Origin of the sequence: Methylobacterium amylolyticum (genome assembly GCF_030700245.1) — a bacterium.
Classification (GTDB): Bacteria; Pseudomonadota; Alphaproteobacteria; order Rhizobiales; family Beijerinckiaceae; genus Methylobacterium.
Genome location: NZ_JAUYZI010000002.1, coordinates 48,229 through 63,706, shown reverse-complemented (window position 1 = coordinate 63,706; position 15,478 = coordinate 48,229). Strand labels below are relative to the sequence as shown.

12 protein-coding genes are annotated in these 15,478 nt (G+C 71.4%); 6 read left to right on the top strand and 6 right to left on the bottom strand.

Annotated elements, in window-relative coordinates:
• Positions 1 to 155 precede the first annotated feature (155 nt).
• The 6 genes from Q8W71_RS02030 to Q8W71_RS02005 all read left to right on the top strand — a co-directional run bounded on the left by Q8W71_RS02030 (position 156) and on the right by Q8W71_RS02005 (position 8,802).
• Positions 156 to 656 carry a formate dehydrogenase subunit gamma gene (locus tag Q8W71_RS02030; RefSeq protein WP_305523642.1) on the top strand — a complete coding sequence of 167 codons (501 nt, stop codon included), beginning with the start codon at positions 156 to 158 and terminating at the stop codon, positions 654 to 656.
• On the top strand, positions 653 to 2,212 hold the full coding sequence (locus tag Q8W71_RS02025) for a formate dehydrogenase beta subunit (protein ID WP_305523641.1): 1,560 nt from the start codon (positions 653 to 655) through the stop codon (positions 2,210 to 2,212). The genes Q8W71_RS02030 and Q8W71_RS02025 overlap by 4 nt, the downstream gene beginning before the upstream one ends.
• A gap of 10 nt (positions 2,213 to 2,222) precedes the next feature.
• The gene (fdhF, locus tag Q8W71_RS02020) at positions 2,223 to 5,084 is read left to right on the top strand and encodes a formate dehydrogenase subunit alpha (protein WP_305523640.1); all 2,862 of its coding nucleotides are present in this window, start codon (positions 2,223 to 2,225) and stop codon (positions 5,082 to 5,084) included.
• A 2-nt stretch (positions 5,085 to 5,086) separates the two neighbouring features.
• Positions 5,087 to 5,380 (top strand): formate dehydrogenase subunit delta, encoded by a 294-nt coding sequence (locus Q8W71_RS02015; protein ID WP_305523639.1) that lies wholly within the window; start codon positions 5,087 to 5,089, stop codon positions 5,378 to 5,380.
• A gap of 449 nt (positions 5,381 to 5,829) precedes the next feature.
• The gene (locus tag Q8W71_RS02010; protein ID WP_305523638.1) at positions 5,830 to 7,488 is read left to right on the top strand and encodes an OFA family MFS transporter; all 1,659 of its coding nucleotides are present in this window, start codon (positions 5,830 to 5,832) and stop codon (positions 7,486 to 7,488) included.
• Positions 7,489 to 7,884: 396 nt separating this feature from the next.
• Positions 7,885 to 8,802: a LysR family transcriptional regulator gene (locus Q8W71_RS02005; RefSeq protein ID WP_305523637.1), complete on the top strand. Its 918-nt coding sequence runs from the start codon at positions 7,885 to 7,887 to the stop codon at positions 8,800 to 8,802.
• A 414-nt stretch (positions 8,803 to 9,216) separates the two neighbouring features.
• Here the strand turns inward: Q8W71_RS02005 and Q8W71_RS02000 are convergent, their stop codons facing one another.
• From Q8W71_RS02000 to Q8W71_RS01975, 6 genes are all read right to left on the bottom strand, one after another.
• Positions 9,217 to 11,202 carry an autotransporter domain-containing protein gene (locus Q8W71_RS02000; RefSeq protein ID WP_305523636.1) on the bottom strand — a complete coding sequence of 662 codons (1,986 nt, stop codon included), beginning with the start codon at positions 11,200 to 11,202 and terminating at the stop codon, positions 9,217 to 9,219.
• A 495-nt stretch (positions 11,203 to 11,697) separates the two neighbouring features.
• Complete coding sequence (locus Q8W71_RS01995) at positions 11,698 to 12,387, bottom strand: response regulator transcription factor (protein WP_305523635.1); 690 nt, start codon at positions 12,385 to 12,387, stop codon at positions 11,698 to 11,700.
• The gene (locus Q8W71_RS01990; RefSeq protein ID WP_305523849.1) at positions 12,384 to 12,863 is read right to left on the bottom strand and encodes an MxaH protein; all 480 of its coding nucleotides are present in this window, start codon (positions 12,861 to 12,863) and stop codon (positions 12,384 to 12,386) included. The genes Q8W71_RS01995 and Q8W71_RS01990 overlap by 4 nt, the downstream gene beginning before the upstream one ends.
• 50 nt (positions 12,864 to 12,913) lie before the next feature.
• Positions 12,914 to 13,855, bottom strand: a complete 942-nt coding sequence (locus tag Q8W71_RS01985) for a YncE family protein (protein ID WP_370875322.1) — start codon at positions 13,853 to 13,855, stop codon at positions 12,914 to 12,916.
• A gap of 47 nt (positions 13,856 to 13,902) precedes the next feature.
• On the bottom strand, positions 13,903 to 14,484 hold the full coding sequence (locus Q8W71_RS01980; RefSeq protein WP_305523634.1) for an SRPBCC family protein: 582 nt from the start codon (positions 14,482 to 14,484) through the stop codon (positions 13,903 to 13,905).
• 2 nt (positions 14,485 to 14,486) lie between these two features.
• Positions 14,487 to 15,464, bottom strand: a complete 978-nt coding sequence (locus Q8W71_RS01975) for a vWA domain-containing protein (RefSeq protein WP_305523847.1) — start codon at positions 15,462 to 15,464, stop codon at positions 14,487 to 14,489.
• Positions 15,465 to 15,478 lie beyond the last annotated feature (14 nt).

Sequence of the window (15,478 nt, the reverse complement as noted above, 5' to 3'; positions counted from 1 at the left end):
AACTCATTGACACGTATAGCTTTGCGAGGATCGCCTGATCGAGTATTACAGCTCGACAGAGATCCTTTGTCGGCCGACCGGACGGCGCGGTTGAAGCGCACCTGCATTTCTGTTCCTCTCAGAGCTTAGAAAAGGAACAGAGTGGGCAGGAAAAGATGCCGCGTCACGAGCCGCTGCGTCATGAGCCCTGGAGCGCCGACCGCGCCTCCGGGATCATCGCCGAGCACACCCATCTCGAAGGTGCGACGCTCCCGATCCTGCACGCCTTGCAGGAGACCTTCGGCTACGTCGATTCCGGCGCGGTGCCGCTGATCGCCGACGCGCTGAACCTGTCGCGCGCCGAGGTCCACGGCTGCATCACCTTCTATCACGACTTCCGCGCCGCGCCGGCCGGCCGCCACGAGGTCAAGCTGTGCCGGGCCGAGGCCTGCCAGGCGGTGGGCTCGGACGCCCTCCACCGCGAGATCCTCGGCCGCCTCGGCTGCGGCTGGCACGAGACCACCGCCGACGGCAGCGCCACGGTGGAGCCGGTCTACTGCCTCGGCCTGTGCGCCAACGGCCCGGCCGCGCTGATCGACGGCGAGCCGGTGGCCCATCTCACCGCCGACGCCCTGGACGCGGCTTTGGCCGAGACCAAGCGGGAGACCCGCCAGTGAGCGTCACGGTCTACATCCCCCGCGACGCCGTCGCGCTGGGGCTCGGCGCCAACAAGGTCGCGCGCGCCCTGTTCGCGGGTGCCGAGCGCCGCGGGCTCGACGTGCGCGTCGTCCGCACCGGCTCGCGCGGCCTGTTCTGGCTGGAGCCGATGGTCGAGGTCGCCACCCGAGAGGGACGGATCGCCTACGGACCGGTGACGCTCGCGGACGTGGACGCGCTCCTCGATGCCGGCCTGACGACCGGCGGCGACCATCCGCTGCGCCTCGGCGATCCGGAAAAGATCCCGTTCCTCGCGCGGCAGCAGCGGCTGACCTTCCACCGCTGCGGGGTGATCGATCCCGTCTCGGTCGACGATTGCCGGGCGCATGGCGGCTACCGCGGCCTGGAGGCCGCGCTGAAGAAAGATGCCGAGGGCATCGTGGCCGAGGTGCGCGAGTCCGGCCTGCGCGGCCGCGGCGGCGCCGGCTTCCCGGCCGGCATCAAGTGGAACACGGTGATGCTCGCCGAGGCGGGCCAGAAATACGTGGTCTGCAACGCCGACGAGGGCGATTCCGGCACCTTCGCCGACCGGATGATGATGGAGGGCGACCCCTTCAACCTCATCGAGGGCATGACCATCGCCGCCGTCGCGGTGGGTGCGACCCGCGGCTACATCTACCTGCGCTCCGAGTACCCGCAGGCCTTCGCCACGCTGAAGGAGGCGATCGCCAACGGCGTGAAGGCCGGCGTGCTCGGGCAGGACATCCTCGGCTCGGGGAAAAGCTTCCATCTGGAGGTCCGGCTCGGGGCCGGCGCCTACATCTGCGGCGAGGAGACCTCGCTGCTGGAGAGCCTGGAGGGCAAGCGCGGGATCGTCCGGGCGAAGCCCCCGATCCCGGCGCTCAAGGGCTTCCTGGGCAAGCCGACGCTGGTCAACAACGTGATGACCTTCACGGCCGTGCCCTGGATCCTGGAGCACGGCGCCAAGGCCTACGCCGATTACGGCATGGGCCGCTCGCTCGGCACCCTGCCGATCCAGCTCGCCGGCAACGTCCGCCACGGCGGCCTGATCGAGACCGCCTTCGGCATCACGCTGCGCGAGGTGATCGAGGAGTACGGCGGCGGCACCCGCTCCGGCCGTCCGGTCCGCGCCGTGCAGGTCGGCGGCCCGCTCGGCGCCTACTTCCCCGACCATCTCCTCGACACGCCGCTGGATTACGAGGCGATGGCGGCCAAGAAGGGTCTCGTCGGCCACGGCGGCGTCGTGGTGTTCGACGACACCGTCGACATGGCGGCCCAGGCCCGCTTCGCCTTCGAGTTCTGCGCCACCGAGTCCTGCGGCAAGTGCACCCCCTGCCGCATCGGCGCGACACGCGGCGTCGAGACGATGGACAAGGTGATCGCCGGTATCCGGCCGGAGGCGAACCTCAAGGTCGTCGAGGATCTCTGCGAGGTCATGACCGACGGGTCGCTCTGCGCGATGGGCGGGCTCACGCCCATGCCCGTGATGAGCGCGATCACCCATTTCCCCGAGGATTTCCGCCGCGCGGGCTCGCTGCCCGCAGCGGCCGAGTGAGGAGGCTCCCGTGGCCCTCATCAAAGAGATCGACTACGGCACGCCGATCCGCGTGTCCGAGCAGACCGTCACCCTGACGATCGACGGCATGGAGATCACGGTCCCGGCCGGCACCTCGGTGATGGCCGCGGCGATGACCGCGGGCACCAAGATCCCAAAGCTCTGCGCCACCGACAGCCTGGAGCCGTTCGGCTCCTGCCGGCTCTGCCTCGTGGAGATCGAGGGCCGCCGCGGCACTCCGGCCTCGTGCACGACGCCGGCCGAGAACGGCATGGTGGTGCGCACGCAGACCGACAAGCTCGCGCGCCTGCGCAAGGGGGTGATGGAGCTGTACATCTCCGACCACCCGCTCGACTGCCTGACCTGCGCCGCCAACGGCGACTGTGAGTTGCAGACCCAGGCGGGCGCGGTCGGCCTGCGCGAGGTGCGCTACGGCTACGATGGCGACAACCACGTCCAGCCGACCTCGGACAAATACCTGCCGAAGGACGAGTCGAACCCGTACTTCACCTACGACCCGTCGAAGTGCATCGTCTGCAATCGCTGCGTGCGGGCCTGCGAGGAGGTGCAGGGCACCTTCGCGCTGACGATCAGTGGCCGCGGCTTCGATTCCCGCGTCGCGGCGGGGCCGACCGACTTCATGCAGTCCGAGTGCGTCTCGTGCGGCGCCTGCGTGCAGGCCTGCCCGACCGCCACGCTCCAGGAGAAGTCGATCCACCAGTTCGGCCAGCCCGAGCACGCGGAGGTGACGACCTGCGCCTATTGCGGAGTCGGCTGCGCGTTCAAGGCCGAGATGCAGGGGACCCGCGTGGTGCGCATGGTGCCCTACAAGGGCGGCAAGGCGAACGAGGGCCATTCCTGCGTGAAGGGCCGGTTCGCCTACGGCTACGCCACCCACACTGACCGCATCACCAAGCCGATGATCCGCGAGAAGATCACCGATCCGTGGCGCGAGGTTTCCTGGGACGAAGCCATCGCGCATGCGGCCAGCGAGTTCAAGCGCATCCAGGCGACGTACGGAAAAGACTCGGTCGGCGGCATCACCTCGTCGCGCTGCACCAACGAGGAGGCCTACCTCGTCCAGAAGCTGGTGCGCGCGGCCTTCGGCAACAACAACGTCGACACCTGCGCCCGCGTCTGCCACTCGCCGACCGGCTACGGCCTGATGTCGACGCTCGGCACCTCGGCGGGCACGCAGGACTTCAAGTCGGTCGAGCAGTCCGACGTGATCCTCGTCATCGGCGCCAACCCGACCGACGGCCACCCGGTGTTCGGCTCGCGGATGAAGAAGCGCCTGCGCCAGGGCGCCAAGCTGATCGTCGCCGATCCGCGCAAGATCGACCTCGTGAAGTCGCCCCACATCAAGGCCGACTACCACCTGCCGCTGAAGCCCGGCTCCAACGTCGCCTTCCTCAATTCGATGGCGCACGTCATCGTCACCGAGGGGCTGGTCGACGAGGCCTACATCCGCGCGCGCTGCGACCTCGACGCGTTCGAGTCCTGGGCGCGGTTCGTCGCCGAGGAGCGGCACTCCCCCGAGAGCCAGGAGCCGTTCACCGGCCTGAACCCGGCGGACGTGCGCGCCGCCGCCCGCCTCTACGCCACCGGCGGGGCCGCGGGGATCTACTACGGCCTCGGCGTCACCGAGCACAGCCAGGGCTCGACCACGGTGATGGGGCTCGCCAACATCGCCATGGCCACCGGCAACATCGGCAAGCTCGGCGCGGGCGTGAACCCGCTGCGCGGCCAGAACAACGTGCAGGGCTCCTGCGACATGGGCTCGTTCCCGCACGAGCTCACCGGCTACCGCCACGTCTCCGACGACGCCACCCGCGAGAGCTTCGAGGCCCTGTGGGGCGCCAAGCTCGACAACGCGCCGGGCCTGCGCATCACCAACATGCTCGACGAGGCGGTCGATGGCGCCTTCAAGGGCCTGTACATCCAGGGCGAGGACATCGCCCAGTCCGACCCCGACACGCACCACGTCACCTCGGGCCTCAAGGCGATGGAGTGCATCGTCATCCAGGACCTGTTCCTGAACGAGACCGCCAAGTACGCCCACGTCTTCCTGCCCGGCGCCTCGTTCCTGGAGAAGGACGGCACCTTCACCAACGCCGAGCGCCGCATCAGCCGCGTGCGCAAGGTGATGCCGCCGATGGGCGGCTACGGCGACTGGGAGGGCACGGTGCTGCTCTCGAACGCGCTCGGCTACCCGATGCACTACACGCACCCGTCCGAGATCATGGACGAGATCGCCTCGCTCACCCCGAGCTTCACCGGCGTCTCCTTCGCCAAGCTCGACGAGCTGGGCTCGGTGCAGTGGCCCTGCAACGAGAAGGCGCCGCTCGGCACGCCGATGATGCACGTCGACCGCTTCGTGCGCGGGCTCGGCCGGTTCATGATCACCGAGTTCGTGGCCACCGAGGAGCGCACCGGCCCGAAGTTCCCGCTGGTCCTCACCACCGGCCGGATCCTGTCCCAGTACAATGTCGGCGCGCAGACCCGGCGCACCCACAATTCGCGCTGGCACGAGGAGGACGTGCTGGAGATCCACCCCTTCGACGCGGAGCTGCGCGGCATCGTCGACGGCGATCTGGTCTCGCTGGAGAGCCGGTCCGGCGACATCGCCCTGAAGGCCCGGGTCTCGGAGCGGATGCAGCCGGGGGTGGTCTACACCACCTTCCACCACGCCAAGACGGGGGCCAACGTCATCACCACCGACTACTCGGACTGGGCGACCAACTGCCCCGAGTACAAGGTGACGGCGGTGCAGGTGCGGCGCACCAACCGGCCCTCGGACTGGCAGGCGAAGTTCTACGAGGAGGACTTCTCCCTGACGCGCATCGCGCAGGCCCTGGACGCGGCGGAGTAGGCATGAGCGCCGCGACCCAGGAGGACAAGCTCCTCCGCATGGCCAACCAGATCGCCGCCTTCTTCCGGTCCTACCCGGAGGAGGAGGCGGTGGCGGGCATCCACAAGCACATCACCGCCTTCTGGACCCCGCGGATGGTCTCCAAGCTGGAGGCGGCGCTGCCCGGCTTCGGCGAGCGGGCCGACATCCTCGTGCGCCGGGCGATGACCGGGCCGGAGCCCGCGGGCGAGGGGCCGGTGCGGCCGGCGACCCGCGATCCGCAGAAGCTCGGCGAGGGTGCGAGCGACGCGGGTTAGACCGGTTCGCAGTTCCGTTGCGACACAGGACACGACGCCGCCGGTCGAGGGGCATTTCCGACCCTGTCCCTCATCCTGAGGTGCCCGCGAGAGCGGGCCTCGGAGGAGGCCTCCAGGGATCGCGCGGCTGGCTGGAGGGCTCCTTCGAGGCCTCCGCTACGCTCCGGCACCTCAGGATGAGGGGAGTTGGTGGGATCGGCCGACGCAAACTCCGAACTGTCGTGGGCTGTGCCGTTGCAAACGCGAGTTGCTGCAACTCATTGTTGTGGCGCATGTTTTTCGCCCGGACCGGTCCCTCGCAACCGTAACGCGCGCCGGGCACAAAAACTTCGCGCGGACGGGATGAAAAATCATCCACAAGCGTGGCAGGTGCTGGCCAGGAGACTGCATACACTTTAAGCATCCCGACGCCGGCCCGCGGAACGAGGCCGCACTCGGGAGGACGGTCCATGAGTCTGGGGCTGACGGGCGCGGTCGCGCCCGGGGGCGCGCACCCGCTGTTGTCGCGCGAACGCATCGTGGCCAAGCCCGGCTTCAACCGCTGGCTGGTTCCGCCAGCGGCACTGGCGATCCACCTCTGCATCGGCATGGCCTACGGCTTCTCCGTGTTCTGGCTGCCGCTGTCGCGCTCGCTCGGTATCACCGCCTCCAAGACCTGCCCCGACCTGACCCTGCTCTCGGCCCTCGTGACGACCACCTGCGACTGGCGCGTGGCCGACCTCGGCTGGATGTACACCCTGTTCTTCGTCTTCCTCGGCGCCGCAGCCGCGGTGTTCGGCGGCTGGCTGGAGCGGGCGGGACCGCGCAAGGCCGGCATCGCGGCGGCCCTCTGCTGGTGCGGCGGCATGGCGATCTCGGCGGTGGGCATCCTCACCCACCAGCTCTGGATGATGTGGCTCGGCTCCGGCGTGATCGGCGGCATCGGGCTGGGCCTCGGCTACATCTCCCCCGTCTCGACCCTGATCAAGTGGTTCCCGGACCGGCGCGGCATGGCCACCGGCATGGCGATCATGGGCTTCGGCGGCGGCGCGCTGATCGGCTCGCCCTTGGCCGCGATCCTGATGGACAGCTTCAAGACGCCCACCTCGGTCGGCGTCTGGCAGACCTTCCTGGTGATGGCCGCGGGCTACTTCGTGTTCATGATGGCGGGCGCGCTCGGCTACCGCGTGCCGCCGGCCGGCTGGAAGCCGGAGGGCTGGACGCCGCCTGCATCCAACAAGGCCGGCATGATCACGCACCGCCACGTCCACCTCAAGGATGCGCACAAGACGGCGCAGTTCTGGCTGATCTGGGCGGCCCTGTGCCTCAACGTCTCGGCCGGCATCGGCGTCATCGGGATCGCCTCGCCGATGCTGCAGGAGATCTTCGGCGGCAAGCTCGTGGGCGCGCCGGGGGTCGGCTTCGCCGCTCTGGATGCGGGCCAGAAGGCCCAGGTCGCCGCCATCGCGGCGGGCTTCGTCGGCCTGCTGTCGCTGTTCAACATCGGCGGCCGCTTCTTCTGGGCCTCCCTCTCGGACAAGCTCGGGCGCAAGACCACCTACTCGGTCTTCTTCCTGCTCGGCATCGCCCTCTATGCCGCCGCGCCCTCCTTCGCGGCGGCCGGCGCGCAGAGCCTGTTCGTGCTGTCCTTCTGCATCATCCTCTCGATGTATGGCGGCGGCTTCGCCACGGTGCCGGCGTACTTGGCCGACATCTTCGGCACGCAGTTCGTCGGCGCCATCCACGGCCGGCTGCTCACCGCCTGGTCGACCGCCGGCATCGTCGGCCCGGTGGTGGTGAACTACATCCGCCAGGCGCAGGTCGACGCCGGGGTGAGCGGATCGCAGCTCTACGACAGGACCATGTACATCCTGGCCGGCATGCTGGCGCTGGGCTTCGTGGCCAACCTCCTGGTCCGGCCCCTGAAGGAGCGCTGGTTCATGAAGGAGGCGGACGTCGCCGCCCTCGAGGCCAAGGGCGCGGCGGTGGCCGGCGCACCCTCGGGCTCCTTCGGCATCGGACGCGGCGGCCTGACCCCGATGGCGCTAGCGGCCTGGGCCGTCGTCGGCATCCCGATCGCCTGGGGCGTGTGGAACACCCTGAGCAAGGCGCTCATCATCTTCCGCTGAGCCTCATCGGGGACGGTGTCGTGCCTCCAGGGCTCCGAACTCGGCTTAACGGGACACAGCCGCAGCGTGTCTGTCGCCGGTTCTGACACGCACGCCGTTATACCGGGGCGCCGGAGGCGAGCCCGGGATCCAGACACGCCGACGACAGCCATGCCCGGCACGCCAAGCCCGGCACGCCCTGTGGTTCTGGATTGCCCGCCTCCGGCGTGCCCCTTCGGGGCCGGGCTCCGCTGCGCGGCCCCGGAATGACGGTGGTGGTGGATCGCAGCCGAAGTGGCCCGGCGATAAGCCGAGTTCGGAACCCTGGTCGTGCCGCGCGGGCCGTTGAGGCCGCGGCCACTCCCCTCTACCCTCCGGGCTGCCGCGCATCCCTGCACCGGCGTCCCGGATAGCACCGTGATCGACAAGCTGGACTTCCTGCTCGCCCTGTCCCGCGAGCAGCATTTCGGCCACGCCGCCGAGGCCTGCGGCGTCACCCAGCAGACCCTCTCGGCCGGGGTGAAGCAGCTCGAGAACCGCTTCGGCGTGCAGCTCGTCCAGCGCGGCTCGCGCTTCCAGGGCTTCACCCCCGAGGGCGAACGGGTGCTGGAATGGGCCCGGCGGATCGTCGCCGACGCCCGGGCGATGCACGAGGAGGTGACGGGCCTGCGCCGCGGGCTGACCGGGCACCTGCGCATCGCCGCGATCCCCACCGCCCTGCCGATGGTGGTGCGGCTCACCACCCCCTACCGCGAGCGCCACCCGGATGTGCGGCTCGCCGTCGAATCCGCCGCCTCCACCGACATCTTCTCGCTGATCGAGAACCTGGAGGCCGATGCCGGCCTGACCTACCTCGACAATGAGCCGCTCGGGCGGGTCATCACCGTGCCGCTCTACCGGGAGCGCTACCGCTTCGTCACCGCGGCCGGCGGCCCCTTCGAGGGCCGGGACGCGGTGACCTGGTCGGAGATCGGCCGGGTGCCGCTCTGCCTGCTCACCCCCAACATGCAGAACCGGCGCATCATCGACCAGCAGATCCGCGCCGCCGGGGGCGAGCCCGCCGCGACGCTCGAATCGAACTCGATGATCGTGCTGATGACCCACGTGCGGACGCTGCGCTGGTCGTCGGTGATGCCGGAGATCCTCGTGGACGCGCTCGGGCCGATGGAGGGCCTGCGGGCGCTGCCGATCACCGGCCCGGACCTGGAGCACGCGATCGGCCTCGTGGCGCCGCGCCGTGAGCCCTCGACGCCGATGGTCACCGCCCTCGTCGCCACCGCCCGGGCGCTGGCCCGCACGCTGGGCGGCGCGGAGGCCGATCCGCCGGCGCGGTAGGGGCACGCGTCCCCGCCGAGAGCGCGCTCCGCCGAGGTGGACACCGGCTCGGCGCGAGAGCGCGCGTCAGAACAACGGCTTGGAGCCGTACACGATGGCAACGCGCACGGTACACGACAGATTGGAGTTTACGTCGGCCGATCCTACCAATCCCCTCATCCTGAGGCGCCGGAGCGAAGCGGAGGCCTCGAAGGAGCCCTCCAGCCAGCCGCGCGATCCCTGGAGGTCTCCTTCGAGGCCCGCTCTCGCGGGCACCTCAGGATGAGGTGGAGGGTCGGAAACGCCCCTCGGCCCGCCGCGTCGTGTACCGTGTGCAGGGCGATCGGGAACGGCTCCGGCGGAGCCGCGACGCGCCCGAAACGCGACGGGGCGGCCTTCCGGCCGCCCCGCGCCGCCGGATCGAGGGCCCGGCGCTCAGTACTTGGCGATCACCGGGCGCGGCGCCGGAGCGACGATCGCCGGCTCGAAGATGAAGCGGTAGTTCACGCCGATCTTCACGATGTCGCCCGTGTTCTGGGTCGTCACGAAGGCTTGGTTGGCCACCGAGCCGAAGTTGGCGTAGCGCTTCCGGTCGAGCTCGTAGTGCATGTACTCGGCCTTGGCGCTCCAGTTCTTGGTCAGCGCGAACTCGAAGCCCGCGCCCACGGTCCAGCCGGTCTCGAACGCGCGGACCAGGGAGTTCGGGAACTGGTTCGGCAGCAGGAAGAGCGACTGCCGGTTGAAGTTGTTCTGCTGCCCGTCGGTCGTGTCGGCGAACACCGCGCCGCCCTTGGCGTAGACGAGGGTCCGCTCGAAGGCGTAGCCGACGCGGCCGGTGGCCATGTAGATGTCATCGACGCTGGTCCGGCAGGAGTAGATGTAGCCGCCGCCGTCGGCCGCGCAGCCGCGGCCGCCCCGGGCGTTGGTCCAGCCGGCATCGCCCGCGACGCCGACGACGATGTTGCCGAACTGGTAGTCGGCGCCGACCTGGCCGCCCGCGTAGACGCCGGCGGCGTGCGGGTTGGCGGTGTCGAAGGTGTTGATGAACACCGTCGACTGCCGCTGGCGGGTCTGGCTCCACAGGGCGCCCACCGAGCCGCCGACGCTGAAGCCGCTCCAGACCACCGGGCCGTCGAGCGCCGCCAGCACCGGGCTCTCGCCCTTGGTGATCAGCGCGCGGGCCACCGTCTCGGGGGTGAACTGGTAGCGCACGCCGCCGCTGATGCCCCAGCCGTCGACGCGGTCGCCGGTCCGGTAGTCGCCGCGCACGTAGCCGAGCCAGCCGGTGTTCAGGATCTGGCCGGCGAGGCCGAGCGAGAACTGCCCGTAGGTGCCGATGCGGTAGGTGTTCAGCCGCGCCCGCGAGTCGAACAGCGAGAAGATGCTGCCGATCCCCGAACCGTAGACCGCGGTGCCGACGCTGCCGAAGGCCGTGGCGATGTCGGTCCGCACCGGGCCGCCGAACTCGCTGATGACGCTCGCCGTGAAGAACGGCTGCAGCGCGTAGCCGTCGACGATGAAGTTCCGGCCGAGCCGCACGCTGGCGCGGCCGAGGATGCTGTCGAAGTCCCGGATCTTGACGTTGGCGGGCAGGGCGAACGACGGGTTGTTGGCAACGAAGATCGGGCCGCCGGTCTGGAGCGCGTCGACCTTCACCTCCGCGTAGACCGCGCCGGCGGACGGCTCGACGAACCAGCCGTCGGTCAGCGGGATCTGGTAGCCGACGTTGCCGGTCAGGCTCAGGCTGCGCGCGTCGAGCCGCTGGTTGGTGAGGGTGTTGGTCGGGTCGTTCAGGTTGCCCTGGAAGAAGTCCCAGCGGATCTGTCCGTCGGCGAAGAAGCTGCCCTTGGTGATCGCGCCGTAGAGGCCGACGAACGGGGTCTGGAAGTCCGCGCGGAACGTGCCGTTCGAGCGCACCGAGGACTCGGTGTAGCCCATGGTGACGCCGCCGTGGATGTTGAACCCGTTGATGTTGAGCCGCGAGATGTCGGCGCCCGCCTGGAACCCGGCATAGTCCTGGAAGGTGCGGGTGTTGCACCGGCCGTTGGCGTTGTTCGAGAAGATCGACGGGTTCGCCGAGAACGAGCCCGGCGTCCGCGTGTCGAAGGTGCCGCCGATGCCGCGCGCCCAGACGCCGCCGCCCTGGAGGTCGGCGGCCGGGTTGCCCGGGGCGCCGATGAAGCCGGAGGTCTGCGTCAGGAAGGCGGTGTTCTGCGTCGTCAGGATCGACACGAGGGACTGCACGCCGGACACGGTCGAGGAGGTCGGCAGGCCGATCGCGGAGAAGTTCCCGCCGACGCCCGAACCGGTCGGGTCGGCGCACTGCGCGTGCGCGGCGGACGCCGCGAACACGGCCGCCAGCGCGGTGCCGCAGCGCAGGACGCGTCCGAACGACCGGCGCCGCTCCGGCCCGGACTGCATTCGCGCTTCGTCTCGCACCGCCATGACCGCTCTACCCCACCCCCCGCCGCGCGTCCTCTGTGCAAGGGTGTGCGCGGCGCCTGAATCGTCGGGCGCATACTGCCAAGATTGCGCCGGATGAGAAGTGGAGACTGGCCAAGCTGCGAAACTGACGGACGAATGTGGCCAGCGTGCCACATTTCGTGATCGCCGGCGTCGCGAAGACAGATCGTAGTCGTGTCGGGTCGTCTTGAAATACGCAAGGTCACGGCCAAGAAGAGCGGCGTGCTGCGGAGCTGTGCCGACACGGCACGACTGACAAAGCCGCGACTTGGTCGACGCGTCGCGCCGGGCCGCTGTCCCCGCAATTCCGGGGGCGGCGCCCGGACCGGCCGGGCGTCTCCACGGGCTCGCCGTGCGGGCGCGCCGGTCCCCGGCGTCCTGGATCCCCGGCGTTTCAGATCCCCGGCGTCCCAAATCCCCGGCGGTTCGGGCGCCGGGAGCGCCCCGGGGCCGTCAGCGGAGGGCGCCGTCCTGCGTGAGGGCGATGTGCATCAGCTCGGCGAGGCTGCCGGCGCCCAGCTTGAGCCGGATCGCCGAGGTCGCGCTGACCACGCTGCGGTAGTTCAGCGTCAGGATGCCGGCGATGTCGCTGTAGGAGCGGCCCTTGCCGAGCAGCGACAGGATCTGCAACTCCCGCGCGGTCAGGCGGGCCAGCGGCGAGCGGCGCGGGGTCAGGTCGAGGGTCGCGATGCCGGTGGCGATGGCGTGCGGCAGGTAGCTGCGTCCGGCCCGGACCGCGTCGAGCGCTTCGAGGAAGGCCGCCACGGACGAATCCTTGAGCACGAAGCCGAGGGCGCCGGATTCGAGCACGCGCGCCGCGATGACCGGATCGTCGTGCATGCTGAAGGCCAGGATGCGCGCGACCGGGTCGAGCGCCCGGATCCGGCGGATCAGGGACAGGCCGGACAGGCCGTCGGCCCCGAAGGACAGGTCGGTCACCACGAGACCCGGCCGGTGGCGGTGGAAGGTGCGGTAGCCCGAGACGATGTCGGCCGCCTCGTGGACGCGGGCGATGCCGGCCTCCTCGGCCAGCCGGCGGAAGCCCTGGAGGACGACCGGGTGGTCGTCCACGATCAGGAGTCCGTCGCGCAGGGCCGGCGGGGGCCGCGTCGCGCGCTCGGCCCTGTTGCCCGCGGCGATCATGGCGCCCCCGCCGCGCCCGGCGGCCGCGCGATGTGCGCCGCGAGCTCGGCCAGCGCCGCCGCGTGGTCGAGCCCGCGGTTGCGGGTGTTGAAGTAGTGCTGGCACATCTCGCCGTAGAGGCTCTTGTGGCGACCGCGCCGGGCCGCGACCCGGCCGAACCCGTCGATCAGCGCGCCGTAGCCCTCGCCCTTGCCGACCTCGGCGAGCATCTGGCCGAGCTGCACCGTTCGGTTGGCGATCATGCGCGGGTCCTCGATGAAGCCGTCCCGGGCGCCGGTCAGCGCCGCGCGGATCGCCCGCACCGGCTCGGCGTCGGCCGGGAGGGTATGCCCCGCCTCGCGGCCGGCGAGCCAGCGGGCCGGGTCGGTCCCGTCGGTCGGCGACAGCCACGCGGGCAGGTCGGCCTCGGCGGTGCGGGCCACCACGGCCTGATCGGCGCCGCGATCCTCCTCGCCCCGGTCGCAGGCGGCGAGCATGGGCAGCAGGGCGAGCGCCGGCAGGGTGAGCGCCGACAGGGCGAGACGCCTCACCGTCCCGCCTCCGCCGACGGTCCGCGCCGGGCGACGACGAGGCTGCGCGGCCCCTCGGCCACGGGGATGCGTCCGGTCTCGCGCAGGGTCGCGAGGTCGATCACCGACACGTCGTCCGAGAACCAGTTGGCGACGTAGGCCCGGTCGCCGAGGATCGCCACGCCCTCCGGGTACTGGCCGACAGGCACCGTCGCGGCGACCGCGAGGGCGCGGGCGTCGATCACCGTCACGCGGGCGGCGTGCTGGTCGGTGACGAGCACCCGGGCCCCGTCCGGCGTCACCGCCACGCCGTAGGGGCTCGCCCCCGCCGGCACGGTCGCCAGGACGCGTCCCGCCGCCGCGTCGATCACGGTCACGTCGTTGCTGCGCACGTTGGCGACGTAGAGGCGGCGCAGGGCCGGGTCGTAGGCCAGGGCGAACGGCCCCTCGCCGACCGGCAGGCCGCCGACCCGCGCCATCCGGGCGGTGTCGATCACCCCCACGGAGCGATCCTCGCGCTCGGCCACGTAGAGGCGGCCGTCCGCGCCGAGGGCGAGGTTGGCGGGATCGCGCCCGACGGCGGCCACGCCCTCGACCGCCCCGGTCGCCGACGACAGGCGCAGCACCCGGTTGCCGGACCAGTCGCCGACGTAGATCGCCCGCCCGTCCGGCTCGGCGGCGAGGCCGAAGGCTTGGCCGGAGAACGGCAGGCTGCGCGCCGCGCCGTCCGCCTCGATCACGGTGACCGCGTGTCCGTCCGGGTGGCTGACGTAGAGCCGGCCGGCCGCATCGGTGGCGACCACGGCCGGAGAGGGCGCCACGGCGAGCGCCTCGGCGGCCGCGCCCGCCTCGACCCGGGTGATCCGCGCGCCCTGCTGGCTCGCCACGAACAGCGCCTCGCCCCCCGCCGGGGCGGCGGCGAGGGCTGAGGGCAAACCGAAGGGCACAGCGAAGGCCAGGGCGAAGGCGGCGAGCCGCCGCGCACGGACCCGGCGAGGCGCGGCGGTCACTGCGTCTGCCCGGCTTCGAGCTTCGCCTTGAGGCCCTTCAACCCGTCGGCGAAGTAGCGGGTCATCGCCGCGCGTCCGGCCGCGTCGCTCAGGTTCTCCGGCGGCTCGTTGCCGGTGTCGCCGCGGTAGAAGCGGGCGATCCACTCGACCTTCGACCCGTCGCCGTCCGGCGTCACCGTCAGCGTCGCCGAGTAGGACGAGACCGGCAGGGCCTTCAGGTCGGGCTCCGACATCCGGTAGGAGTAGGTGCGCCCGTCCGCCTTCCACTCGTCGAGGCCCTCGACCAGGACACCGCCGTTCTTCAGCGTGACCGTGCGCGTCGCGCCCTCGGCATCGCCGCCGGTCGCCTCGACCTTCGCCACGTCCGGATGCCACGCGCCGATGCCGCCGAACGGGCCGGCGAGCGTCCACACCGCATCCGGCTTGGCCCGGATGGTGACCGACTGGGCGACCTTCTGCGGCGTCGGCCCGTGCGCGAGCGCGGCGCCGGCCGCGAGGGCGAGCGCGGGGGCCAGGAAAGGGACCAAGAGAGGGGCCAAGCGAAGGGCCGGGCGAGGGGCGATGACGGGACGGCGCATGATCAGGCACTCCGGGTACGCGGAACGGTGAAGCGGCCGCGGCCGAGCGCGGCGAGCGGCGCCGCGAGCAGGCTGCCCAACAGGAGGAGCAGGGCGGCGGCGGCGAGGATCGGGCGGAGGTCGACCTGCCCCGGCAGCGGCCGGGGCGTGGCGGCGGCGCGCAGCGGGGCGTCGAGGCCGCCGGGCCCGTCGAGATGCGCGTAGGCGAGGCCCGTGGCCGCGGCCAGCTCCTTCAGGTAGCCCTCGCGCACGGAGGACAGGTGCTCGGTGCCGTTGGCGGCCGCCGCGCCGAAGGGTGCGTTGCGCGGGTTGTAGCCCTCGCGCGCCTCCGCGTCCGCCGGCGGCGGTCCGAAACGGTTCTCCTGCTGCACGTCGGTCTCGGCGTAGAAGCCGCGCTCGCGGCCGCGGTCGTCGAATTTCGGGATCGGTGCGAGGCTGTAGCCCCCCGCCCCGACGATCAGGCCGCGCACTCCGGGTTTCGCGTCGAAGCCCGGCGTCCGGCCCGCCGGCAGCGGCGGCGTCTCCTGCCCGTCGGTGATGAACAGCAGGTCGACCCCGAGCCCCGCCGCCATGGCCAGCGCGCGGTCGAGCCCGGCGGCGATCCGGCTATCGCCCTCCCAGGCCATGCGCCAGTCGAGGGCCGCCAGGGCGCCGTCGAGGGGGGCGAAGTCGGCGCAGACCTCGACCGGCTCGAACAGCAGGAACGGCCGGCGCTCGGTGAACAGGCCGAGCGCCATCCGGGAACCGCAGGGGAGGTCGGCCACGAGACGGCGCAGGGCCGCCTTGGCCGCGTCGAGGCGGCTCTCGGGGCGGCCGTCGACCGTGTAGTCGCGGGTGTTCATCGACCCGGTGATGTCGACCACCGCGAGCACCGCGACGCCGGTGCGGGTGATCGCGAGCGGATGGACGACGAGGGCCGCGACGGCGAGCGCCAGGGCCAGGGCCAGGGCCAGGAACCGGGGCCCGCGCAGGTTGCGCATCAGGGGAGGGCGCT